The organism is Pantoea sp. (genome assembly GCF_032114055.1).
GTDB lineage: Bacteria > Pseudomonadota > Gammaproteobacteria > Enterobacterales > Enterobacteriaceae > Pantoea.
Map to the genome: position 1 here is coordinate 60,744 of NZ_DAMCTB010000013.1, position 24,040 is coordinate 84,783.

Annotated in this window: 18 protein-coding genes; 14 read left to right on the forward strand and 4 right to left on the reverse strand. The window is 56.1% G+C overall.

Annotation, left to right across the window (positions count from 1 at the left end):
- Positions 1-1,349 precede the first annotated feature (1,349 nt).
- The 7 genes from RT657_RS17640 to RT657_RS17670 all read left to right on the forward strand — a co-directional run bounded on the left by RT657_RS17640 (position 1,350) and on the right by RT657_RS17670 (position 10,221).
- Positions 1,350-2,552, forward strand: a complete 1,203-nt coding sequence (locus tag RT657_RS17640; protein WP_111138342.1) for an AAA family ATPase — start codon at positions 1,350-1,352, stop codon at positions 2,550-2,552.
- Complete coding sequence (locus RT657_RS17645; protein WP_313656006.1) at positions 2,549-3,520, forward strand: ParB/RepB/Spo0J family partition protein; 972 nt, start codon at positions 2,549-2,551, stop codon at positions 3,518-3,520. The genes RT657_RS17640 and RT657_RS17645 overlap by 4 nt, the downstream gene beginning before the upstream one ends.
- Positions 3,521-3,735: 215 nt before the next feature.
- Positions 3,736-4,662 (forward strand): aminoimidazole riboside kinase, encoded by a 927-nt coding sequence (locus RT657_RS17650; protein WP_313656007.1) that lies wholly within the window; start codon positions 3,736-3,738, stop codon positions 4,660-4,662.
- 157 nt (positions 4,663-4,819) lie between these two features.
- Positions 4,820-6,340: a carbohydrate porin gene (locus tag RT657_RS17655; RefSeq protein WP_313656008.1), complete on the forward strand. Its 1,521-nt coding sequence runs from the start codon at positions 4,820-4,822 to the stop codon at positions 6,338-6,340.
- Between the two features lie 67 nt (positions 6,341-6,407).
- Positions 6,408-7,778 (forward strand): sucrose-specific PTS transporter subunit IIBC, encoded by a 1,371-nt coding sequence (locus tag RT657_RS17660; protein ID WP_313656009.1) that lies wholly within the window; start codon positions 6,408-6,410, stop codon positions 7,776-7,778.
- Positions 7,778-9,187, forward strand: a complete 1,410-nt coding sequence (locus RT657_RS17665) for a sucrose-6-phosphate hydrolase (protein WP_313656011.1) — start codon at positions 7,778-7,780, stop codon at positions 9,185-9,187. The genes RT657_RS17660 and RT657_RS17665 overlap by 1 nt, the downstream gene beginning before the upstream one ends.
- Before the next feature lie 29 nt (positions 9,188-9,216).
- Positions 9,217-10,221, forward strand: a complete 1,005-nt coding sequence (locus RT657_RS17670) for a substrate-binding domain-containing protein (RefSeq protein WP_313656012.1) — start codon at positions 9,217-9,219, stop codon at positions 10,219-10,221.
- Positions 10,222-10,252: 31 nt separating this feature from the next.
- Here the strand turns inward: RT657_RS17670 and RT657_RS17675 are convergent, their stop codons facing one another.
- Both RT657_RS17675 and RT657_RS17680 read right to left on the reverse strand, forming a co-directional pair.
- Positions 10,253-10,789 (reverse strand): chorismate mutase, encoded by a 537-nt coding sequence (locus RT657_RS17675; protein ID WP_313656013.1) that lies wholly within the window; start codon positions 10,787-10,789, stop codon positions 10,253-10,255.
- Positions 10,790-11,147: 358 nt separating this feature from the next.
- Positions 11,148-12,059 (reverse strand): N-acetyltransferase, encoded by a 912-nt coding sequence (locus RT657_RS17680; protein WP_313656014.1) that lies wholly within the window; start codon positions 12,057-12,059, stop codon positions 11,148-11,150.
- Positions 12,060-12,511: 452 nt separating this feature from the next.
- Here RT657_RS17680 and RT657_RS17685 point away from each other — a divergent pair, with 452 nt between their 5' ends.
- Positions 12,512-12,721 (forward strand): hypothetical protein, encoded by a 210-nt coding sequence (locus tag RT657_RS17685; RefSeq protein WP_313656016.1) that lies wholly within the window; start codon positions 12,512-12,514, stop codon positions 12,719-12,721.
- A gap of 310 nt (positions 12,722-13,031) precedes the next feature.
- On the opposite strand, the gene RT657_RS17690 is transcribed toward RT657_RS17685, so the two are convergent.
- Positions 13,032-14,813 carry a GGDEF and EAL domain-containing protein gene (locus RT657_RS17690; protein ID WP_313656017.1) on the reverse strand — a complete coding sequence of 594 codons (1,782 nt, stop codon included), beginning with the start codon at positions 14,811-14,813 and terminating at the stop codon, positions 13,032-13,034.
- A gap of 345 nt (positions 14,814-15,158) precedes the next feature.
- Here RT657_RS17690 and RT657_RS17695 point away from each other — a divergent pair, with 345 nt between their 5' ends.
- From RT657_RS17695 to RT657_RS17710, 4 genes are all read left to right on the forward strand, one after another.
- A complete protein-coding gene (locus RT657_RS17695) occupies positions 15,159-16,595 on the forward strand; it encodes a methyl-accepting chemotaxis protein (protein ID WP_313656019.1) in 1,437 nt (478 codons plus the stop codon).
- Positions 16,596-16,778: 183 nt separating this feature from the next.
- The gene (locus RT657_RS17700; RefSeq protein ID WP_313656020.1) at positions 16,779-16,994 is read left to right on the forward strand and encodes a hypothetical protein; all 216 of its coding nucleotides are present in this window, start codon (positions 16,779-16,781) and stop codon (positions 16,992-16,994) included.
- Complete coding sequence (locus RT657_RS17705; protein WP_313656022.1) at positions 16,951-17,190, forward strand: transcriptional regulator; 240 nt, start codon at positions 16,951-16,953, stop codon at positions 17,188-17,190. Before RT657_RS17700 ends, RT657_RS17705 begins: the two co-directional genes overlap by 44 nt.
- A 424-nt stretch (positions 17,191-17,614) precedes the next feature.
- The gene (locus tag RT657_RS17710; protein WP_313656059.1) at positions 17,615-19,744 is read left to right on the forward strand and encodes a putative bifunctional diguanylate cyclase/phosphodiesterase; all 2,130 of its coding nucleotides are present in this window, start codon (positions 17,615-17,617) and stop codon (positions 19,742-19,744) included.
- 54 nt (positions 19,745-19,798) lie between these two features.
- On the opposite strand, the gene RT657_RS17715 is transcribed toward RT657_RS17710, so the two are convergent.
- Positions 19,799-20,371, reverse strand: coding sequence for a GNAT family protein (locus tag RT657_RS17715; RefSeq protein WP_313656023.1), 573 nt, complete (start codon positions 20,369-20,371; stop codon positions 19,799-19,801).
- A 245-nt stretch (positions 20,372-20,616) separates the two neighbouring features.
- On the opposite strand from RT657_RS17715, the gene RT657_RS17720 reads away from it, so the two are divergent.
- On the forward strand, positions 20,617-21,186 hold the full coding sequence (locus RT657_RS17720; RefSeq protein WP_313656025.1) for a pyridoxamine 5'-phosphate oxidase family protein: 570 nt from the start codon (positions 20,617-20,619) through the stop codon (positions 21,184-21,186).
- 190 nt (positions 21,187-21,376) lie between these two features.
- Positions 21,377-23,932, forward strand: a complete 2,556-nt coding sequence (locus RT657_RS17725; RefSeq protein WP_313656026.1) for an excinuclease ABC subunit UvrA — start codon at positions 21,377-21,379, stop codon at positions 23,930-23,932.
- Positions 23,933-24,040 lie beyond the last annotated feature (108 nt).

A 24,040-nucleotide genomic window follows, 5' to 3' on the forward strand; every position in this document is an offset into this window, starting at 1 on the left:
AGCATCTTCGCTAAACAGAAAAAGCCTCAGTACGCTAAACCTAAACCTAAACTGTGCTCTTTAACCAGTTTTCACCGTAAAGACATATATATTAAATTATTGATTTTTAATAAAAAATTAATTTATTTTCATGATGAAAACACCATTCGTAAAAGTTTCTGTTAGCTTTATTCGTCAAGGTTAACGAACAAAAAATCAGAAATGCAAAAGAAGGGGGGCTTTAACTGCTACAGAAGAGCAGAAGATAGTATGACAACCAGAATTTATGCGGATGCAGGCTGTAACAGCGTTTCGAAAAACTAACTCAGCAATGGCTGTTTATCATTCAGAATTAACAACAGCAGGATTAATCATGGCAATTCATCTGAGCATAAGCAGCAATTTACAGCCTAGAGCACAGACGGGCATCGCGCGATCAGAAAATCATTACGAAAGAAAAAGGGATGTAAGTATCAAACACAGTATCCATGAAAAATTGCTGACGCCCCTGTCAGGCCACCAAAGAAACAGTCCTTGCGCTGAAAGTACGATCATCAATCTGAATACCACTTTCATCAAACCTTTGAACTGAGTACCGGCAGGATACTGAAGCTGAGCTGAAACTCTGTCACGGGCCAGGAAGTGCTGTGCAAATGGCCTGCCTCAAATCAGTTAATGGTTTTTTACGGGCATTACCATCGTAAACACGGGTTTTGCTGAGTGACACCATGATTGCCCGTTAAAGATACAGTGCTGTACGTCCTGAGCAGCTAAGCTTTACTGCGACATAGAGCGAGAGTGGATTGCGATAACAGTCTATATAAGTCAGGAGCTTCATTATAAATTATCTGAACAGACTCATCATGGTACATCTGTAAAGTATATCGGGCATGTCTGCTGCCACTATATAGTCCAGCATCTTCTAAAATGGCAGAGGCAGATAAGGTTGAGATGTCATATCCACGTTAACATAACATCCCACCTGACATCTGTAACACAACAGGCTCAAGCAAAATTTTCACCAGCCAATTTACAGCACAAAGCCATGATTTAATTATATTTTTATCAAATTTTCATGCTGAAAACACCATCAAAAAGGCCTGCATAATGTTGACCGGGAACTCAGCCATCACAACCATAATGCCTTTCTGCGTAAAACCCGTCGCGCCATTTCAATAGTCATCTCTCAGCACTGTTTTTCGTTCAGGTTATAAAAATCTGCAAGACGCACCCACCCTGCCCCCCGCCTACGCTTCACACTCCCGGCATCACTCTGTGATAAAAAATCCAGGTTTTTAGCTTTTTTCTAAAAAATTGGCAGGTCGCTGCTTTTTGTGTAGTATGCCAAAAACATTAATAAAGAGGGGCTTATGAAGCGCGATTATGGTGGAGTGCTGGAGATGGCAACCCGTGCCAACTCAATGTTGCATGGACTCAGCGATCATATTGAACAGCAGCGTCAGGAGTTTAACCAGACCGGCTTTTATCAGACCTTTTCCCGTAACGCAGTCGCTAATATGCCCCTGCTGAGTAAGCATGCTGTGGTTGCCGCGATCAGCGATATGGAAGCTGCAGGCTATCAGTTCGGTAAGAAACAGACCGGCAGCACATCACAGTATGCGCTGACCATTCAGAACGTGGTCGACATCTATCAGCATCGCAAAGTCCCTAAATATCGCGACCGTCATGATGGCCCCTTTGTCGTGTTTGTTGTCAGCCTTAAGGGCGGTGTGTCTAAAACAGTGAGTACTGTCACTCTTGCGCATGGCATGCGCGCGCACCCTTCTATGCTGCACAACGATCTGCGCATTCTGGTTATCGACCTCGATCCTCAGGCTTCAAGCACCATGTTCCTGAGCCACACCAACAGCGTCGGTTCCGTACTCGAAACCGCCGCGCAGGCGATGCTTAACGACCTGGATGCCGATCAGCTGCGTGAACAGTTTATTAAGCCGACTGTGATGCCCGGCGTGGACGTTATCCCGGCCTCAATCGACGACGGTTTTGTTGCCAGCGACTGGGAAGAGCTGGTGGCCGAACATCTGCCTGGGGTGGCACCTTCAGAGGTATTACGCCGTAATGTGATCGACCGTCTGGCAGGTGACTATGACTTCATCTTCCTGGACACCGGTCCTCACCTCGATTCCTTTATGCTGAATGCGATTGCGGCCAGTGACGTCCTGCTGACACCAACACCGCCCGCGCAGGTCGATTTCCATTCCACCATGAAGTATCTGACTCGCCTGCCGGAGATGCTGGAGCGAATCGAATCCGAAGGTGTTGAGCCACGCCTCAAGGCAAACATCGGCTTTATGTCCAAGATGACTTCCAAGCACGATCACCTGACTTCCCAGAGTTATGCTCGTGAGGTCTTTACCAAATCCATGCTGGACTGCGGTTTACCGCGTCTGGATGGATTTGAGCGATGCGGCGAATCTTTTGACACCGTCATCAGTGCTAACCCGGCCTCTTATCCGGGTAGTGCCGACGCGCTGCGCAAAGCCAAACATGAAGCCGAGCAGTTCTCCAGGGCTGTTTTTGATCGAATCGAATATATCAGGAGTACTCTGTGAGCAAACCTATACAGCGTATCGGCCGAAAGTTCGGGGATTCTGCTATCGCCAGCATGATAGACAGTAGCAGCCAGTCACGCACCTTTACGCTGAAGTCAGGGGCAAAAGCCACCTTTGTTCGCCAGCTGATCCCGCATGATGATATTGCAACCCGGACTTGCGTTGACCCCGGTGTTAACGGGCGCGACCAGAGTACGCTGACCCCCGAGTCGCTTCAGGAGATCACCCGCACCATTACGCTGCAGCAGTTTTTCCCGGCCATTGGTCGCGTAAACGGAAACCAGATTGAGATCATGGACGGTTCGCGTCGCCGCGCTGCCTGTCTGCTTGCCGGCGCGAGTCTGGAAGTGCTGGTGACAGCGGATGATCTGAGTCTCAGTGACGCGCGTCAGCTCGCCGCAGATATTCAGACGGCGAAAGAGCATAACCTGCGTGAACTGGGGCTGCGCTTTAAGCTGATGAACGAGAATGGCATGAGCAAAACCGAGATCGCCAAAGCAGAGGGGATCTCCAATGCTAAAGTTTCCCGCGCCTTCCAGGCGGCTTCGGTTCCCGCCGCCTTTATCGAGCTTTTTCCGGTCGTTTCTGAGCTGACCTTGCAGGACTATCAGTTGCTGCTTGATGTCTGGGAAGAGGCGAAAGCGGAGGCTGTAGATGTCAGTGAGCTGGCCGGTGAGATCCGACACAGACTGGATGAAGATGCGGCGCTGCAAAGTGCCAGCATGGATGAGAAAAAAAGCGTCATCCTGAACGGGTTCAGGAGTGCCCGCCGTCAGTTAAAGAAACCGGCGCCCGCCAGCAAAACGGTGACGGAAAAACTGGCCACGTTCAGCACGGCAAACGCCTATGCGCGTCGTAAAGTTAATGACGAGAAGCGTACGATACAATACGAATTCAGTCGTCTGCCAAAAGATATTGCCGAGCAGATTGATAATTCAATCAGACAGATACTCTCCACCCTTAAATAACCTGTATCTCCTCGTGAATAACAGAACCGGCCCTGTGCCGGTTTTTTTGTGCCGAAAAAGGTTGTCAGTTATACCGCACTGGCCTGTTCAGAACAGGTTTCTGCTTAATCTCTGTTAAGTGTTCTCCAGTTCAGGCGGGTTTAACTTGAAGTTGCCCCGATTTGGCGTTATAGCTAAATCGGTTTAGCTTTCCAATTCAATCAGAGGAGTATTTTATGTCTGTTCGCGTATGGTGCCTCGGGGACGCCGTGGTGGATTTGCTGCCCGAAGCGCCAGATCGACTGATGCAGTGTCCGGGTGGTGCGCCCGCCAATGTGGCTGTGGGTATCGCCCGCCTTCAGGGAAACAGTGGTTTCATTGGCAGAGTAGGGGCTGATCCCTTTGGTGAGTTCATGCGGCAGACGCTCAGAGATGAGCAGGTCGATACCCGGTATATGGTAGCCGATCCGGAACACCGCACTTCAACGGTTGTGGTCGGACTGGATGATCAGGGGGAACGCTCCTTTACCTTTATGGTGCGGCCCAGTGCCGATCTGTTTCTGGCCGCCGCGGATTTGCCTGCTTTCCGTTCCGGCGAGTGGCTGCACTGCTGTTCGATTGCCCTTGCCGCGGAACCCTCACGCACCACGACACTGACAGCGATGCAGCAGATCCGGGCTGCCGGGGGGCACGTCAGCTTTGATGTAAACCTGCGGCAGGATCTCTGGCCCGATACAGCACAGTTGCATGCAGTGGTGAATCAGGCGCTGAGCCTTGCTGACGTAGTGAAACTTTCGGATGAGGAGATCGAGTTTCTCTGTCCGGATCAGGCGCCGTCCGTCAGCATGCCACAACTGGCAGCGCAGTTCAGTATTGAATTGCTGCTGGTCACCCGGGGCAGGGAGGGGGTCATCGCCTGTTTCCAGGGCCAGATCAAGCATTACGCTACCTCGCCTGTGAACAGCATCGACACGACAGGTGCAGGCGATGCGTTTGTGGCGGGACTGCTCTGGAAGCTGGCGCAATGCGGCCTGCCTGCCGATGAATCGCAGTTAGCCCTCTCTCTTGCCTGCGCACAACGCTGTGGTGCACTGGCGACCACGGCGAAAGGCGCGATGACGGCGCTTCCCTGGCGCCACCAGCTGGACGATCTCGCTGGCTGACGATCCTTTATTTCGCCTGTTTTGCGAGCTGTCTCACAATCACTAAACCGGTTTAGCTTTTTTCATTGCGCAGGGAAATTACCCATGGCTATGATTTGCGCCTAAACCGGTTTAGCAAAATCCGGTGATGATAGCCTCTCTTCTCAGGGACATAAAAATGAAAAAAAGCACGCTGGCAGTGACCCTCTCTACGCTTTTCCTTTCCACCCCTGTCTGGGCCGATCCCAGCATGAGCAGCATTGAAGCACGTCTGGCAGCGATGGAGCAGCGACTTCAGGCAGCCGAGCAGCGGGCAAGTGCCGCAGAAATCCGTGCAGAGAATGCTGAAAAGCAGGCTCAGCACCTGGCGGCGGTTCAGCAGCAGAATCAGGCGGCTGCCGCTCAGGTCGCAAATAACGCCACGACACCGGAGACGAAACCGCAGCCTGCAGATAATGGCGGCTTCGAATTTCATGGGTATGCCCGCTCCGGCCTGCTGATGAACAGCTCAGCCGCCCGGACGCAGGGCGGGCCGACCGTCACCCCAGCCGGTGAAACCGGCGGTCACGTCGGGCGTCTGGGTAACGAACCGGACACCTATGTTGAACTTAACCTGGAGCATAAACAGACGCTGGATAATGGGGCGACGACCCGTTTCAAAGCGATGCTGGCGGACGGGCAGCGCACCTACAATGACTGGACCGCTGCCAGCAGCGATCTCAATCTGCGTCAGGCGTTTGTCGAACTCGGACAGCTTCCCACCTTCAGCGGCGCATTCGATAACGCCACGGTCTGGGCGGGTAAGCGCTTTGACCGGGATAACTTTGATATCCACTGGATCGACTCCGACGTGGTGTTTCTGGCGGGAACTGGCGCAGGTATCTACGACATGAAATGGAGCGATCAGGCGCGCAGTAACATTTCGCTGTATGGCCGGACCTTTGGCGATATCGAAAATAATGAAAACACCGCACAGAACTACATTCTGTCGCTGAATAACTTCGTCGGGCCAGTGCAGCTGATGGTCAGCGGAATGCGGGCGAAAGATAACGACGATCGTCGCGACATTGATGGACTGAAAGTGAAAAGCGATGCGGCAGAAACCGGCGTTCATGCCCTGCTGGGACTGCACAACGACAGCTTTTACGGGCTGACAGAAGGCACCTCAAAAACCGCGCTGCTTTATGGTCATGGACTGGGTGCGGAAGTCAAATCCATTGGCTCCGATGGGGCGTTGCTGCCGGAGGCAAACACCTGGCGTCTGGCGAGTTATGGCATCACGCCGTTGGGCGGTGGCTGGCACATTGCGCCTGCGCTGCTGGCACAGCGCAGTGACGATCGGTATGTCAAAGGCGACAGTTATGACTGGGCGACAGCTAACCTGCGCCTGATTCAGGAGATCACCCAGAACTTTGAGATGCAGTATGAGGGCTCCTATCAGTACATGGATCTGCGCCCGGCGGGTTACAACAACCGTAACGCGGTCAGCGGCAGCTTTACCAAACTTACCGTTGCCCCGACTCTGAAAGCGGGGGATGTGGGTGACTTCCTTAAACGCCCGGAAATCCGTCTCTTTGCCACCTGGATGGACTGGGATCACCGGCTCGATAACTATGCCAGTGACGACGCCTTCGGCAGCAAAGGCTTCGATGCCGGTGGCGAATGGAACTTCGGCGTACAGATGGAAACCTGGTTCTGAACAGGCGGCCCTGGTGAACGGGGCCACTGCGCCACGCGGTTAAAAACATAACAAGACTGAGGTATTTATGGATTACGTGAAAATCGCCCGGGCACTCCTTCCGCTGATGGGAGGCAAAGAGAACATCGCCAGCGCCGCCCACTGTGCCACGCGTCTGCGGCTGGTGCTGGCAGATGATGAGAAAGCAGACACTGCCGCCATTGGCCGTGTGGAAGGTGTTAAAGGCTGCTTCCGCAACGCCGGTCAGCTGCAGGTTATCTTCGGCACCGGCGTGGTGAACAAGGTGTACGCGGCCTTTATCGCCGAGGCGGGGATCAGTGAATCGAGCAAATCTGAAGCCGCCGACATGGCTGCCCGCAAGCTCAACCCTTTCCAGCGCATCGCCCGCCTGTTATCCAATATCTTCGTGCCGATTATTCCGGCGATTGTGGCATCAGGTTTACTGATGGGCCTGCTGGGAATGGTCAAAACTTACGGCTGGGTCAATCCGGAAAACGCGCTCTATATCATGCTGGACATGTGTAGCTCGGCGGCCTTTATCATCCTGCCGATCCTGATTGGTTTCACAGCGGCCCGCGAATTCGGCGGTAACCCCTTTCTGGGCGCGACCCTGGGTGGCATTCTCACGCATCCGGCACTGACCAACGCCTGGGGCGTTGCTGCCGGATTCCACACCATGAACTTCTTCGGTATCGAAGTGGCGATGATAGGCTATCAGGGCACGGTATTCCCGGTTCTGCTGGCCGTGTGGTTCATGAGCCTGCTGGAAAAGCAGTTGCGCCGTATTATTCCGGATGCGCTGGATCTGATCCTGACGCCATTCCTGACGGTCATCATTTCTGGCTTTATCGCGCTGCTGATTATCGGACCGGCCGGACGCATGCTGGGCGATGGGATCTCGTTTGTCCTCAGTACCCTGATTGCGCACGCGGGCTGGCTGGCAGGACTGGTCTTCGGCGGACTCTATTCGGTCATTGTTATCACCGGTGTACATCATAGCTTTCACGCTATCGAAGCGGGACTGCTGGGCAATCCTGCTATTGGCGTGAATTTCCTGCTGCCCATCTGGGCGATGGCGAACGTTGCCCAGGGTGGCGCCTGTCTGGCCGTCTGGTTTAAAACCCGCGATGTAAAAATCAAAGCGATCGCGCTGCCCTCTGCGTTTTCCGCGCTGCTGGGGATCACCGAGGCGGCCATTTTCGGTATCAACCTGCGCTTTATGAAGCCCTTTATCGCCGGATTAGTGGGCGGTGCGCTGGGCGGTGCCTGGGTCGTGTCGGTGCATGTTTATATGACGGCGGTAGGGCTGACCGGTCTGCCTGGCATGGCGATTGTTCAGGCCAGTTCTCTGCTGAATTATATTATCGGTATCGTCATCGCGTTCACGACCGCGTTCGTCATCTCTTATCTGCTTAAATACAAAACGGAGGCGGAATAATGGCCTCATCAACACATTTGGCCGCGATCCTGCAGGCGGTCATGCAGGGAATGCCAAAGGCGCTTAGCGACAGCCACTATCCCGGCTGGCATCTGGCGCCGGTCACCGGTCTGCTCAACGATCCCAATGGTTTTATCCAGTTCGACGGTGCGTATCATCTCTTCTATCAGTGGAATGCGCTGGGTTGTGCGCATCAGCACAAATGCTGGGGGCACTGGCGCTCAGCCGATCTGCTGCACTGGGAACATCAGCCCATTGCCCTGATACCGGATGAGGAGTATGACCGCAGCGGCTGCTACTCCGGCAGTGCGGTAGAGGACGAAGGCACTATGACGTTAATCTACACCGGCAACGTGAAGTTTGAGGATGGCTCGCGCACCGCGTGGCAGTGCCTGGCGCAGCAGAACCGTGCAGGCGGCTTTGATAAACTCGGGCCGGTCATCGCGCTGCCCGAGGGCTACACCGGTCATGTCCGCGACCCGAAAGTATGGCGGCATGACAATCACTGGTACATGGTACTGGCCGCGCAGACAACGCAGCGGCAGGGCAGGGTGCTGCTGCTGCGTTCTGAGGATCTGCGGACATGGCAGAATCTTGGCGAGATTGCGGGCAGCGAACGGGGAGGGCTGGCTGCCGCCGGTTACATGTGGGAATGCCCGGATATGTTCACGCTGGGCGACAGCACTTTCCTGATCTGCTGTCCGCAGGGCGTGCCGCGCGAAGAGAAGCGCTATCTCAACAGTCACGCCTGCGCCTGGCTGAGCGGTTCGCTGGATTATACGCAGCCTGCCTTCCTGCATGGGCCGCTGAATGAAATGGATGCCGGATTCGAATTTTATGCTCCGCAAACCACGCTGACTGCAGACGGTCGTCGTCTGCTGGTGGGCTGGATGGGCACGCCGGACGGCGAAGAGATGGCCCAGCCTACCGTTTCACAGGGATGGATCCATCAGATGACCTGCATACGCGAGCTGAGCGCGCGCAATGGCCGGCTCTGCCAGCAGCCGATTGCCGAGCTGCAGGCGCTGCGGGAAAAGGAGCAGCACTATCTGGGCCGAGCCAGTGATGCTCCCGCAATCGCCGCACAGCGACTGGAACTGATGCTGGAGAGCGAGGGCGGCATCGAACTCAGCTTCGCGGATACGCTGATCCTGACGTGGCAGCAGGATGAACTGCGGCTGACGCGTCGCAGCCTGGTCACGGGCGAGTGGATGACCCGTTACTGGATCGGGGCTGCCCGCCGGTTGCAGATCCTGTGCGACCACTCCAGCGTTGAAATCTTCATCAATGAGGGGGAAGGGGTAATGAGCAGTCGCTATTTTCCTGAGCATCCGGCAAGGCTGACTCTGCGCGGAGACGCAGAACTGCAGGTGCGCTACTGGTCGTTACGTCGCTGCATGGTAGACTAAGCGACTGTTTCCTTAACCGATGCCTTGTCGTGCGAAAAACAAAACGCGTTACCATCAGTGACATTGCCGGGCTGGCCGGGGTTTCAAAAGCCACGGCCAGTCTGGTGCTCAATGGTCGGGGTGAAGAGCTACGGGTTGCGAAAGAGACGCGCGAGCGGGTTCTGGCCCTGGCCCGGGAGCATCATTATCAGCCCAGCATCCATGCCCGGATGCTGCATGATGCCCGCAGTCATACGCTGGGACTGGTCGTCCCGGAGATCACGAATCACGGTTTCGCCGCCTTTTCTCACGCGCTGGAAAATCTCTGCCGTGCGGCGGGTCTGCAGCTGCTAATCTCCTGCACCGACGAAAATGCCACTCAGGAGCGCGTCGTAGTGAATAACCTGGTGTCGCGCCAGGTCGACGGGTTAATTGTCGCCTCCAGCATGCTGAACGACAGTGACTATCTCAGCCTCAGTGAACAGATGCCGGTGCTGCTGTTTGACCGGCACATGAATAATACGACGCTGCCCTGGGTAATTACCGATTCCGTTACGCCGACCGCTGAGCTGGTCGAAAAGCTGGCGCGTGCCTGTCCGGAAGAGATCTATTTTCTGGGCGGTCAGTCTGCGCTCTCGCCGACGCAGGATCGTCTGGCCGGATTCAGACAGGGTCTGGCGCGCGCAGGGGTGACAGCGCAGCCGGAATGGATAATTCAGGGCAACTATCATCCCGGCAGCGGCTATGAGATGTTTGCTGCGCTCTGCAGCCAGCTGGGTCGGCCGCCGAAAGCCATGTTTACCGCCGCCTGTGGCCTGCTGGAGGGGGTGCTGCGCTACATGAGCGAGCATAATCTGCTTAACAGCGACATCCGTATCGCCAGTTTCGACGATCACTATCTCTATGATTCTCTCTCTATTCCCATCGATACCGTAGAGCAAAATGTTCCGGAGCTGGCACAGGCCTGCTTTTCTTTGCTGACCACCATGATTGCGGGTGAGGAACCAGCCGCCAGCCAGCTGGTGCTGCCTGCCACGCTGCGCCTGCGCGGATAGTGGCCAGATTCTATTCCGGCCACCGGGTCAATCAGGCTTTGCGCTGAATACGGGTAAGCGAGGCCACAAGGCTGGCTTTATCGGCCTCACTGAGATGCGGCGCTGCCAGCGCCGCGATCAGCCGGTGACTGTCCGACGCTGTCAGCGGACCCGCCGTCAGGCGCTGGCCGATCGCGGTAAGCAGTTCTGTATCCAGCCGTTCTATCTGCTGCCGGGTTTCTGCCAGATCGGCGGGCGCGCGGGCGTTTTCAGGTGTGGCGAGCCAGTCAGCCAGATAGCGATACTGAATGGCTTTACTGGCGTTCATCAGCGCATGGATGAACGGCGTTACGGACTGCGGTTCAAGCCCTGTCTGCTGCGCGTTGCGCAGCATCTTATCCAGCACAACCTGCTCTCGAGGCAGATCTTCCACAGGTAAATGGTGCCGGGCTTTGTAACCGGCAACGGCTTTCATAATCTGCATGCGCTCATTCAGTGCTGCTGAGATAGCATCGGGTGAAACTGTTCCCGCCAGCGCGTTACTGCATATAAACAGGGAAGAGAGAAAAACGGCTACAAATTGCATCATTGGCCTGCTCCGTTAATGAAAACTGGCACTGATTTAGCCATGAAGAAATAACGGGGTGTTATTATTTTATTTTCAAAATGTGAATGGCTGCTTTGATGCAGGATATCGTCCTGTATCGTTAATCGGACACTATTTTTCTGTCTTTTTTCATCAAAGATTCATCTGCGAATGCCGGACAGGCAGATTGTTTCCAGCGTAATCTGACGCCGGATCGGACTGTTTTCCGGACCGTCTGAGCTTTCTCCGGGATTTCGCTGCGCCGTTATTCAGGATCGGATATCAGAAGCGTGGCAATTCCGCTAAGTGAAGAGAAAATGGCAGGGGATCAAGGGGGAATACCAGCAAAACCGCAAAACCCTTAGATAGTACGCCGGGCGGTGCGTAAATCGGCAGGTGTAAAAAAGTGGTATTTTAGCAGGCAGCGGCGCCCGGCATTCTGCGCGCTGCGCAGGGAAGGGGTATTGCCTGGCAGGATCGTGCCGGTCAGCAGTGCCGCCAGACCATAGCGCTGCCTGAGCTGCTGCTGCAGGCAGCGCTGAGCGCGCGCGGCCAGCCCACGACCCTGAAACGCAGGCGTAATCACTTCATCCATAATCTGGAATCCCTCCATAAAGGCCAGTCGTCGCGGTACGCAAATCATCAGTCCGGCTACGCTGCCCTGCCAGACGATCAGACAGACATGCCCCCCGGCGATATCGTCACGCAGTTCCTGACGACTGGTTGCCAGTAGCTGCCCGCGCAGGTGGGGCAGTTTTTGCCAGCTGGTGCGGTAAGCACGATTAATCGCCGTGAGACAGGCGGGATAATCTTTGCGGCTGGCCGTCACCAGTGAAAGCGCCGGATCGCCTGACCCGCAGGATGAGGCGGGATCGCTGACGAAAACCAGCTGATCGGTGACGCCGATATCAGGCATGGAGGCAGGTAACAGGATACGCAGCTTCTGAGGGTTCAGCGGCTGCCAGACCTGCATGATGGCGCTGGCAACGGTATGATCCAGCTCCCCATCCCGGGCAATAACCTCGATAAAAGGCTGGGCGAGATCGCCACCCAGATAACGGGGGCCGGTAAGATAACGCTGACCGTTAATAACGAGTTCACGCTGCAGAAAAGTATGCTGGGGCAGACCAGTTTCACGCCATGGAAAAGCTGCCGAGAAATGGTGGTCGTGACATCTGAACGCTTCCAGTGCCAGCCAGCGGCTCAGCCAGTCGCTGAGGCAGGCCGGAGAGACCGGAAGGGTACGATAGAGCGACACCATATAATTCAGCATAAGAGTCCTTACCGGGGGCCGTCAGCAATCGCCCGCTTCTCTGTCGCTCATCTGGAGCGCAGAAGTGGCTGCAGAGAGTGTAAACGAACAGCCTGCTTTCTGACCATCACAAACGCATCGGTTCTGCATTTCACCCCGGTAACATTTCGCCTGTCACAACGCGATGGAAATTCAGGCAGGCAGTCGCGCTCTGCGCCAGCCCTCGCTCAGCGATGGTGATGCTGACGGCTAATCCCTCATTCAGCGTTGGTAATTAATGCCGGATTATCTTCAGATGGTCAAATTAATTGATGATAATAGCCGGAATTGCACAAAAATATATTAAATTTCAGGGCGACAAAACTTTTACGAAAATAGGACGGAATCAGATAATCAGCCAGCGATAAATGGCTTATGCTTTAAGGGCTGTCCAATAATTATAAAATGTTCTTTTTTTAACACCCGGGGGTTACATGGTTCATATTGATTTATGCACCAAAGAGGGCGTAATGAAAGCTTATGCTTTTCAGACACCTATGCAGGCAATGACATTGTTAGATAAGATTAAAGATGATGAGTTTCAGTGGTTTAATCTGGAGTGGGATGGGCAACGCTTTACCTGTCCCTATCACTTTATTAAAAGACTCAGCAGCCGTTCTTATATCAGATCGTTCTGGCGTTAATGAGATTAATGTATTTTGCAGAGAGACGTCTGCAAAATAATCATGCTTATTTTCCGCTGTGCCGAATCTGAGTAATCTGGCCCGCCCGGCGGGGCAATCTCTGCCCCGTCATTTTCGCCTCTGAAGCACGGTTATTATCAAAACGACCAAGAGTAACGGCAGGCCAGACCACCGCATCTCTGTGACTCGCCTTCATCTTTAGATACTCACTTCGCTGACAAGTGTTATTGCGTTCAGCAGATTGTCATTGCTTCAATAATCAGACTTTGTGGCGACAGACAGCACAAAGCGATGCCAGTAATGAGCAGACTCAGCACTTACTGCGTAGTCGCCAGCCGAGCCACTCATCCAGTGCCGCCTCCGGCAGCGGTCGGGCATAGAAAAAGCCCTGCGCCTGATCACAGCCAAAGTCGGTCAGCGCCGATTCGGTTTCTGCGTTTTCTACGCCTTCGGCGAGGACTGTGTAGTCCAGATCTTTCAGCATGGCAATAATGCTGCGTGCAATGACACGCGAAGCGGTATCCGATGAAATTTCGCTGATCAGGGAGCGGTCGAGCTTAATCACGTCGAGAGGCATCCGTCGCAGATAGCTGATATTACTGTAGCCTGTGCCGAAGTCATCCAGCGAAATACCAAACCCACGCAGTTTCAGCATCTCAAGCCCCTGCATCGCCGCCGGGCTCTCCAGGATCCGCTCGGTTTCCAGACACTCAATACCCAGCAGCGAAACCGGCAGCTTCGCTCTGATCATCTTATCTTCCAGTTCGTCGGCAAAACCGTCACGGGAAAAATCGCTGCTGCTGACGTTGATAGTGACTGGCAGTTGAATATAACTGTCGCGCAGCCGGGAGAGCCGGGCTATGGCCCGCTCTGTCACCCAGTCTGTCAGCTCACTGAGCAGTTCGGTTTGGCCGGCAAAAGGCAGAAACTGAGCAGGCGAGAGCTCGCCGTGCTGCGGATGCTGCCAGCGGATCAGCGCTTCCAGACCGATGGGTTTGCCGCTATGCAGACAGATTTTAGGCTGATAGGCGAGCCATAGCCCCTTATCCTGACGAATAGCTGCAGCCAGGTCGTGCATCAGGGTGAAATCCTGGGTATGGCGGGTATCAGTGTCCTCGCTGAAAAGCATGGAGGCAACGTCGCGGGTGATCGCCTCATGCAGGGCACTGACAGCTCGTCGCAGGATCTCCTGCGCGGGCAGCTCTCCGGTCCTGAAACCGGCCTCCCCGGTGTGGGTCACCAGCGCAACCGACAGCCCGTCGCCGAGGTCGGCGCTGATCCCTGTCAGCTTATCGGCCACCCAGCTTGCCGTCAGTCTGCTCTCCTGACGTGTCAGCAGAGCAAAGCGCCCGGTTGCCACCGTGTAGAGCATTTCACCCGGCGCGGGCCGCAGACGCAGCGGCAGCAGGGTCGCCACATCTTTCAGCAGGCTTTCGACCGGCCCCATACCCATCGAGCGCGCAAGCTCATAGGCGCGCGGCATATCAATGCAGTCAATCAGGACCAGCCGCCGCAGCGTGGTGTCACCAGAGGCAGCCAGAAACTGCAGATCGCGAATCAGACGCTGACGATTGGGCAGACCCGTGACCGGGTCGGCAAAGCCCGCTGAATACCAGGCTTCGAGAAATGACATCACCAGCGCCGCCAGCATAGTGAGCATCGCGATTTGCTCGCGACCAAAGCGATGAGGCACCACATCCGTCACGCATAGCGTACCCAGGATCAGACCGGCGCTGCTTTTCAGTGGCACACCCGCATAGAAGCGAATAAAAGGCGCACCGAGAATCAGCGGATGTTCAGCAAAGCGGGTATCGAGCAGCGTATCGGGCACCACCACGGTGCTGTCACTGTCTACGGCGTGACGGCAGAGTGAATCCTGCCGGGTAGAGTGCGTCAGCGTGAAATTGTGCGCCGCCCTGACGTGCTGCATCTCATCATCCAGTACGGAGATAAAACTCCCCGGAATACCGAGCGCCTGGCTGGCCAGCCGGACAAACTGCCGCAATACCTGGTCACGACTTTCGTCATAACTCAACAGCGCATTCAGTGTGCGCGCGCGGCAATCGTTGTCGCCGCCAGAACGTGTAAACATGGATCCCTCCGCACCGGATGATTACGGTGCGAAATTAAACAGTTAAATTTAATAATATGCGTGATAACTACAGGCAATTTCTGAAAAAGGGAAGAGCCAAGACAGTTTATTTTTTTAATTCACTGTGCGCCAGTCCTGACCAGGACAACAGAGCTTTTTTCTTTAACGAAATATTTTCTTAACCACGATTCTATTATTTTGTCGTCAGAAACTTTTAATTTTTGAAATACCCTGCCAGGATAGAAGGTATAAAAATAGTGCACTATATAATAACGCACTAAAGTAGATGACAAAACTTATTATTGCCTTTTTTAACTACACCAAAACAACATCAGGGAAACCCTTATGAATTCACTCAGGCATTTCACTATCCGCCGCGTTGTGCTGTGGATGATGATCGTATCAGTCGGCGTGATTGCGCTGGCAGGCCTCTGCAGCAATCAGTTAGTGCGCGATATCTTTCGCCAGACGGAACGCTCCAGTGTCCTGACGCAGCAGCTGAGCGTGCTGGCGCAGAGTGCTCTCATCATGCAGAGCGGCCGTCCGGCTGATAAAGACGCGCTTACTGCCGCTATTCCGGCCGATCCTGAATGGGATGGCCTGCGTACCGCCCTCACGGCCGCTCCTGCAGACTTTCCGTCTGCTGCCCGCGAACAGCTGAATCAGCTGACGCAGCAGCTGGCGCAAAGTCAGACTCCGCTCAGGGCTGACCGCCGTAAGCTCGAAGGTGTGCTGCTGGTTGCACTGCTGATGTCCATCGCGTTGATGCTGTTCTGTGACCGCTATCTGGTGGTTCACCTGGTGCGTCCGGTGGGTAAGATCCGCGCGCACCTGAAAGTGATCGCAGACGGCGATCTGACCCGTGAACCTGAAGATCTGGGGCGTAATTGCGTCGGGCAACTGGTGCCTCTGGTAAAAGAAATGCAGCACAGTCTGCTGGAAACGGTCAGTGCCATTCACGACAACGCGGCGATTCTCCATCGCGAAGCGGGCGATATTGCTGCAGGCAACGCGGACCTTTCTGACCGGACCTCGACGCAAGCCGCGGCGCTGGAGCAGACGGCGGCCAGCATGGAGGAGATTACCGTTACCGTGCGTAACAACGCGCAGAACGCCCGTGAGGCGCGGGAACTGGCCGTCAGCACGACGGATACCACCCGCCAGGGCGTAGCACTGGTGCAGACGGTTGCGGCAGCGATTGTCAGCATTGCGCAGGGCTCAGAGAAAATCCGTCAGTTTACCGCCACCATCAATGGCATTGCGTTTCAGACCAATATCCTGGCGCTGAATGCCGCCGTCGAAGCAGCCCGTGCGGGTGAGCAGGGGCGTGGCTTTGCGGTGGTCGCCAGTGAGGTTCGTTCACTGGCGCAGCGCAGCGCGGCCGCCTCTAAAGAGATTGAAGAGCTTATCACTGAGACGGTTGCGCGTGTTGAAGACGGCAGACGGGCGGCAGAAAGTGCAGGAACCACGATGGAGGCAGTACTGCGTGGCGTCGGCGGTGTCAATGACCGCATTGGACAGATTGCGCTGGCGTCGGATGAGCAGAGCAAAGGGATTGCCCAGGTAACGGTGGCCGTGGCTGAGCTTGACCGCGTGACTCAGCAAAATGCGACGCTGGTTCAGCAGGTTTCTGCGACGGCAGGCAATCTTAGTGGACAGACCGAAACGCTGGGAAGCGTGATTACGCGCTTTACCCTGCCACACCAGCCTGCTGCCGCAGTCAGCAAACCTTCAGTGTCAGTGGAACAGCCGGGTGGCTGGGCCGCGTTCAGTCAGGCATAGCCTGCATCACCTTTACTCGGGTTCGTGCTGGCCGTACGCAGATTAGCAGCGGCCAGCTTTCCCACTTATTTAAAGATAAGTAAAAGGGTCATTTATTTTAAGCCCTATTGACCCCGATCATTGTAAAGCCATTTTTGCTATACAGAATGAATATATTGATTCAGGCCGGACAGGAATTGTCCGATGAGAAAGAAAAATATAATTTCACTTAGTTTGGGTTTCTTTACTGGCCTTTTACGCTTTCCTGACGCGAAAAGTAGCTGGAATTTAAAACTTAACTCAAATTTATCTGTTGGCCGTGAACAGGACCTTCAGTCTGGCCATCCTGTCGGGGCACCGTATGCGGAGCGTTTATATGAGAAATCAGATTTTACAGCAGCCGGTCGTTGTGCAGCATAATGTGCGTGAGCTGCGTATGGCCGCCGGACTCTCTCAGGAGATTGCGGCAGAACGGTTTGATCTCAGCCAGCGGGTCTGGCAGACCAAAGAAGCATCAAAAAATCCCGCGCTGCTCAGTCAGGGTGAATATGAGCTGCTGATGCTACTGGCCGGAGAGCATCCCTACTATCAGCTGGTCCCGAAATCGAAAAAGTAAGGTATTCAGCCTGCGTTTTCGCTGAAGTAAAGTTATGTCAGGCCGATATATCACTAAGCGAAGCGCATTATTCCACTCGTCTGATATGCCCCGGCCGGATCAGGCTGGCGTGGTCCGCGAAAAAATGCTGCTGCGATGCGGCCTCTCAGCCGGGCAAAATGTGTTAACTGGCGATCTGCTCCCAGCGGGGCCAGCTTTACCGGGCTCCGTGCGGCAACCTGTTGCTGCCGGGCTCACTGACGGGCCTTTCTTCCGGCAGCGGGTCGGCAGCGTAATCTGTCCGTCCTGTCTGATTGAACGTGTCCTCTTTATGCTGTGTCATGCCGGCCACAGCAGATAACATCAGAGGAAAATAGCGTTGAAACGACCCGTTTATCATGATGCCGAGGCGGCTCGCCTCGACGCGCTGAAACAGTATCATCTGATGGATACACCGCCGACTGATGCGCTGGATCGCCTCACCACGCTGGCCGCACGCCTGTTTAAGGTGCCGGTCGCTTTTGTGTCGCTGATTGATGAGAAGCGGCAATTCTTCGCCTCCCGCTACGGTCTTAATATCTCAGGCACTGCGCGTAACGTCGCTTTCTGCCACCATACGCTGGCGAAGGGCGACATTCTCTGCGTACCCGATACGCTGAAGGATCCGCGCTTTCGCGAGAGTCCGCTGGTGCATGGCTATCCTTTTATCCGCTTTTACGCCGGGATCCCACTCTCAACCCCGGATGGTCATCACATTGGCACTGTCTGCCTGACCGACAGCCATCCGCGAGAGCCACTGACGGCGGAAGATCGGCAGCATCTGGCTGATATTGCCGCCCTGGTGATGGATCGCATGGAGATGCACCGTCTGGAGTTGCTGCGTTACACCAGTCAGCAGCGGCTTCAGGCGATCTCATCGACCTCGCCAGACGCCATTGTCTGTACCGATCTCCGGCGCGGCATCATCTTCTGGAATCCGGCCGCAACGGCGCTGTTTGGTTACACGGCCGAAGAGATGCAGGGCCAGTATATCAGCGAGCTGATTCCGGCGCGTTGCCAGACTGATTATCGCTCTGAACTCGCGCGTATCACTGCTGATGAAGCGGCAATTTCCCTGCCGCGCTCGCTACAGATCTGGGGTGTTACGCGTGACGGTCGCGAATTTCCGGCAGAAGTCTCTTTCTCCGGCTGGTGTGAAGAGGGCGAGCGGCTGGTGGGAATGATCATTCGCGATGTCACGGCTCGCTATGAGAGCGAGGCGCGACTTTGTGAACTGGCTTCTCTGGATATGCTGACGCGACTCGCCAGCCGCAGCGCCTTTATGGAGCAGGTGGCTCAGCTGACCAAAGCGGGTGTGCCCTATACATTGCTGATGACCGATCTTGATGGATTCAAGGAGGTCAACGACACGCTGGGACATGCTGCCGGGGATGCGCTGCTGTGTCACGTCGCCGAACAGATCCGGGCGGTCTGTAGCAGCGCCGTCACGGCTGCGCGTCTGGGTGGCGATGAATTTGTGATCCTGTTAGCAGGCGGCAGCACCGAAGCAGCGATGATGGCGGAAAAGTTAATAGCGGCCATACAGACGCCGTTTCGTTTTCACGACTCACCCGTTGTGGTGGGTGCCAGCACCGGCATCGCCTCTTATCCTGAGCATGGCCGCGATCCCTCTTCGGTCATGTCTGCCGCGGACCTGGCGCTTTACCGCGCCAAGGCTTCCGGTAAAGGCTGCAGCATTCTGTTTATGCCTGCTTTCCGTGATGCGGAACAGCAGCGCCGTCGTTTTGAGCGTGAACTGGAAACGGCAGTGCGGCAGCAGCAGTTTACGCTCTACTATCAGCCACGCTACGACGTTGAAAGCGGCAGACTTGTGGGGTGCGAAACGCTGGTCCGCTGGCAGCATCCGACGCGGGGATTGCTGTTACCTGCCGAGTTCATCGGTATGCTGGTTAAAAGTCCGCTTTCTGTCACGCTCGGAGAGTGGATCATCCGCCGTGCGCTGGCTCAGGTCCGGCAGTGGCAGGTGCGTTTTCCGCAGCTTCGCGTCAGCATTAACCTGTTTCCGCGTCAGCTGACAGGACATACTCTGGAAACAGTGATCCGCGAAAGTGCGGGAGGCGACGCCGGTTTTGTCGATCTGGAGGTGGATGAGCCGCTGCTGGCTGTGCTGGTGCAGGATATGCCTGCACAGGTTGAGGCTGTGCGCCGGACGGGCGCCTCCTTCGTGATCGATCACTACGGCCGGACGCTGGGCGCCCTTAATCTGCTGCGCTATAGCTTTGTGTCGGGGTTCAAGATTGATAAGTCTCTGACGCTGGAACTGGATTCCAGTATGCGGGTGCGGATGTTATTTCGTGCCATGACCGCTCTGGGGAAAAGCCTGGGCATTCAGGTTGCGGCAGAAGGCGTGGAAGAGAAAGAGCAGATCGCTTTTATCACGACCGCCGGATGCAACGTTATGCAGGGTAATGGTCTGTGTCAGCCACTGACGCCAGATGACTTTGAGGCAATCCTGGGTCAGGAGGCCCAGACACTGCCTGCTGTTGCCAGCGGTTACGGCGTCACGCCACGCTGACCGGGTTTGGCTTGCCTGGCGGCTGCGCACGCTCAGTGACTGCGCGCCAGCCGCTCATTCTCGTGCTGCTGGCCGGTACTCCTCTTTCAGCAAGCCGAAGACCCAGTCATCCTGCCATCTGCCGTTGAGAAAGAAGGTCTGCCGCAAGGTGCCTTCCTGAATAAAACCGGCTGAGAGCAGGGTCTGGCGTGAGGGTACATTACCGGCTGTGACGGTGGCGATCATTTTGCGGTAATGTTGCTGCTCAAAGCAAAAGGCGATCGTGGCCCGCAGCGATTCGCTGCCGTAACCTTTGCCCTGCGCCTCTGCGGCCAGCAGAAAACCCACTTCCGCAATATCCTCTCCGCGATCGATAAACCCGCAAAGGCCAACAGGATAGCCGGAGGTTTTTTCTTCTATCACCAGACAGAGCCAGTGCGGGCAGCCCCTGTACCAGGCAGGCAGCCGCACATCAAACGACTGTGTTCTGATCTCATCTGCACTGCGCGGGTCACTGATGTATCTCATCACCGATCGATCCTGACTGACGGCCAGATAGAAAGGCCAGTCCTGCTGGCGCAACGGGCGATAGGTGAGGCGTGGTGAGATGACCTGCGGCTGCGTTCCAGGCGACGTGTCCATTGACATGCTGTCACTCCCTGCGGATCAGTTTAAAGGCTATGCGGCAAAAATAGCAGGTGTCGCAGACGGGCGTGAAGCGATTTCGTTACGATGTGAGGCCCCCGCAATGCCGGGAAATTTGCCTGTTTCCCGCCTCTGTTCGCTGTTTACATTGTATGTATGGCGCTGTTCATGGCTGTACTGGCAGGTCATCCTGCCGCTTCGTTGCTACGCTTAGCCGATAACTGAACGTTGACCAGAGAGATAAGCCTATGGATTTAAGATCGTTTGAAGCTGCGGCCTGGGCGAGACTCATGGAAGCGGCCGCCGGCCCGCACGCCGGATTCCGCTATGTGACGCTCTGCACGGTCGATGCCGCACAACGGCCTCAGGCGCGCATCGTGGTATTGCGCGAATGTGATGATGAGCGCCGGATGCTGACTTTTCACACCGATGTTCGCAGCCCGAAATGGCAGGAGATGGCGGCAAATCCCCAGGTCACCGTGCTGGGATATTGCCATGAGCGCCGCCTGCAACTGCGCCTGGCCGGGCAGGTTCACTGTTATGCGGCAGGCAGTGAGATTGCCCGGAACACCTGGCGTGCGCTACCGCCGCATACCCGGCAGACATACAACGGTGGACCACCGGGCGAGGTGCGGGCAACGGCGCCTCTGGCAGGTGAGTCAACGGGTCCGGAAACCGGAGAATCCCGCTTCGGCGTGGTCATCCTGCAGGCCAGCTCGCTGGACGCTTATCAGCTCCAGCGGAACGACAACCAGCGCGCGCTGTTCCGCTATGCCGCTGACGGAGTATTGCAGGCAAGCGCGTGGATTAATCCGTGATAAGTTGCCCGCTTCTTTCCCTCAGACATCACCTCTCCGCGTTGTACATACCGGGATCCCTGACTACCCTTGCCTGGGTGCCGATGTCGGAACAGGCCGGATAGCCTGAACACTCATCCGGCCATCACCACTTTCAGCTAATATCGGCAGGCGGTCCTAAGCCTGCCGGAGATGATCAAACAGGGACATCATGAGAGAACCGAATTCCACCGATCCTGACCGCGCTGATGAGCATATAGACCCTGATATCTCGGTTCAGGGTGCCAGAACACATAATCTCAAAGAGGTGTCGCTGCGTTTCCCCCGGAATGCGCTGGTGGTCTTTACCGGCATCTCTGGCTCCGGTAAGTCTTCACTCGCTTTTGATACCCTCTACGCAGAAGCGCAGCGCCGGTTTATTGAGTCGGTTTCGCCGCATGCCCGCCGCCTGATCGATCAGGCCGCTGCGCCGGATGTGGACAATATCGACGGGCTGCCGCCCGCGGTGGCGCTTCAGCAGAGCCGGAGCGGTGCGCAGGAACGCTCAACGGTGGGAAGCCTGACCCGCATTTCCGTTACGTTGCGCCTGCTGTTTTCCCGTGCGGGCGTAAGGCCTGAGGGGGTGCCCTTTATGACGGCCGACTGTTTTTCGCCTAACCATCCCAAAGGCGCCTGTCCGCATTGTCAGGGACTCGGCCGGGTGCACACCGTCAGAACCGAAGCGATGGTCCCGGATGAATCACTCAGCATCCGCGAGGGGGCGATAGCTTCATGGCCCCGAGGCTGGCATAACAAAAATCTGCGCAGCATTCTGGAGACGCTTGGCTACGACGTTGATGCGCCCTGGCACACGCTTTCCTCCCGCGATCGGCAGTGGATATTACTGACCGATGAACAACCCTCGGTGCCGATTTTCGCCGGGCTGAACGCGGCGCAGCGGGAAAAAGCGCGGGCGGCGGGCGAAGAGCCTGCCTATACCGGCACCTACACCAGCGCGGCAAAAATCGTGCTGCAGGGCTATGCGGGTGGCAGTGACACCACCAAAAAAAGGCTGGCGCGCTTTGTGACGGTCGCGCCCTGTCCGGAATGTCACGGTAAACGGCTTAACCGGGATGCGCTCTCTGTCACTTTTGCCGGTGAGGATATCGCCAGCCTGAGTGAACGCCCGGTCTTTGAACTGAACGAACGGCTGAAACCTTACGCTCAGGGCAAATCACCCGATATGCCCGCCGAAGCGGCGCTGCGCGAGGCGGTAATCCGAATGGCCGCCGATATCTGCACGCGGCTGGGGCAGCTCGAGACGCTGGGGCTGGGGCATCTCGCGCCGGGACGTCGCACTACGCTACTTTCCTCTGGCGAACTGCAGCGCGTGCGTCTGGCCACCCAGCTGATTTCCCGTCTGTTTGGCGTGCTCTACGTGCTGGATGAGCCGTCTGCGGGCCTGCATCCCGAGGATGTCCGTTCGCTGCTGGCCTCGCTGAAGAATCTGGTCCGGGCGGGTAATTCGCTGGTGGTTGTCGAGCATAATACAGACCTGATTGCTGAGGCTGACTGGCTGGTGGAAGTCGGGCCTGGCCCGGGCAGTCACGGCGGCGCGATCGTCTATAACGGGGAGCCAGCCGGTCTGGAAAAAGTCAGTGCCTCCCCGACTGCAGAGTATCTCTTTGCGCACAGTTACACCGGGCTGCGTCGGCGTCGCCCTGCAGAACAGTGGCTCAGGCTGGCGCAGATCGTCTGCAACAATATCGCCGGAGTGGATATCGCTATCCCGCTGGCGAGAATGACCGCAGTCACCGGGATTTCAGGCTCAGGCAAATCCACGTTACTGAATCGCGTATTGCCCGAAATGCTTGGACGTTTTGATACGCCAGCTGACAGCGAAGAGGGCGAAGAGGAAGAACCGGTGCCGGAAGTGACAGGGCAGGTTGTCAGTGGCGGTGACGCCCTCCGCCGGCTGGTCAGAATTGATCAGCGTCCCATCGGTCGGACACTCCGCTCGAATCTTGCCACCTACACCGGATTTTTCGACATTATCCGCAGACTCTTTGCCGATACACCTGCCGCGAAAGCCAGAGGATTCAGCGCCAGCCGCTTTTCATTCAATCTGCCCGCCGGACGCTGTCCTGCCTGTGAAGGGCAGGGGCAGATCTCCATCGAGCTGCTCTTTATGCCGAGCGCAACGGCAACCTGCTCAGTCTGCGGAGGAAGCCGTTATAACGCTGAAACGCTGGAGGTGACCTGGAATGATCTCACGATCGCCGACGTGCTCGCGCTCACCGTTAATGAAGCCACCGAGCGGTTCCGGGAGTATGAGGGGATCCAGCGTTCCCTGAAGGCGCTGACGTCGCTGGGTCTGGGTTATCTGACGCTGGGTCAGCCCGCCACCGAACTTTCCGGTGGCGAGTGTCAGCGCATCAAGCTCGCCTGGGAACTGCAGCGCGTGCAGCGCACCGCTACGCTTTATCTGCTGGATGAGCCCTCAACAGGCCTGCATCCGTCGGATATGGATAAGCTGCTGAACGTACTGGATGAGCTGGTGACGCGTGGTCACACTGTGGTGATGGCGGAACACACCATGCGGATTGTGGCCGAGGCGGACTGGGTCATCGATCTGGGACCCGGTGCCGGGCTGAAGGGCGGGCGGGTTGTCTCCGCTGGTTCACCGGAAGCGGTCAGCCGTGCGGAACAGAGTCTTACCGCCCCCTGGCTTGCTGTGCAGCTGAAGAAGCGGTCGGGCGATCCCGTGCAGGCTGATTACACGGGATGACGCCGCCGCTGAAAAGGCTGCCGCATCAGGGCTCAGGAGTCAGCTTCTGAGCCCGTCAGTAATGATATTGGCATAGGGTGATGAACAGAGGTTCGCACCTCACCCGGT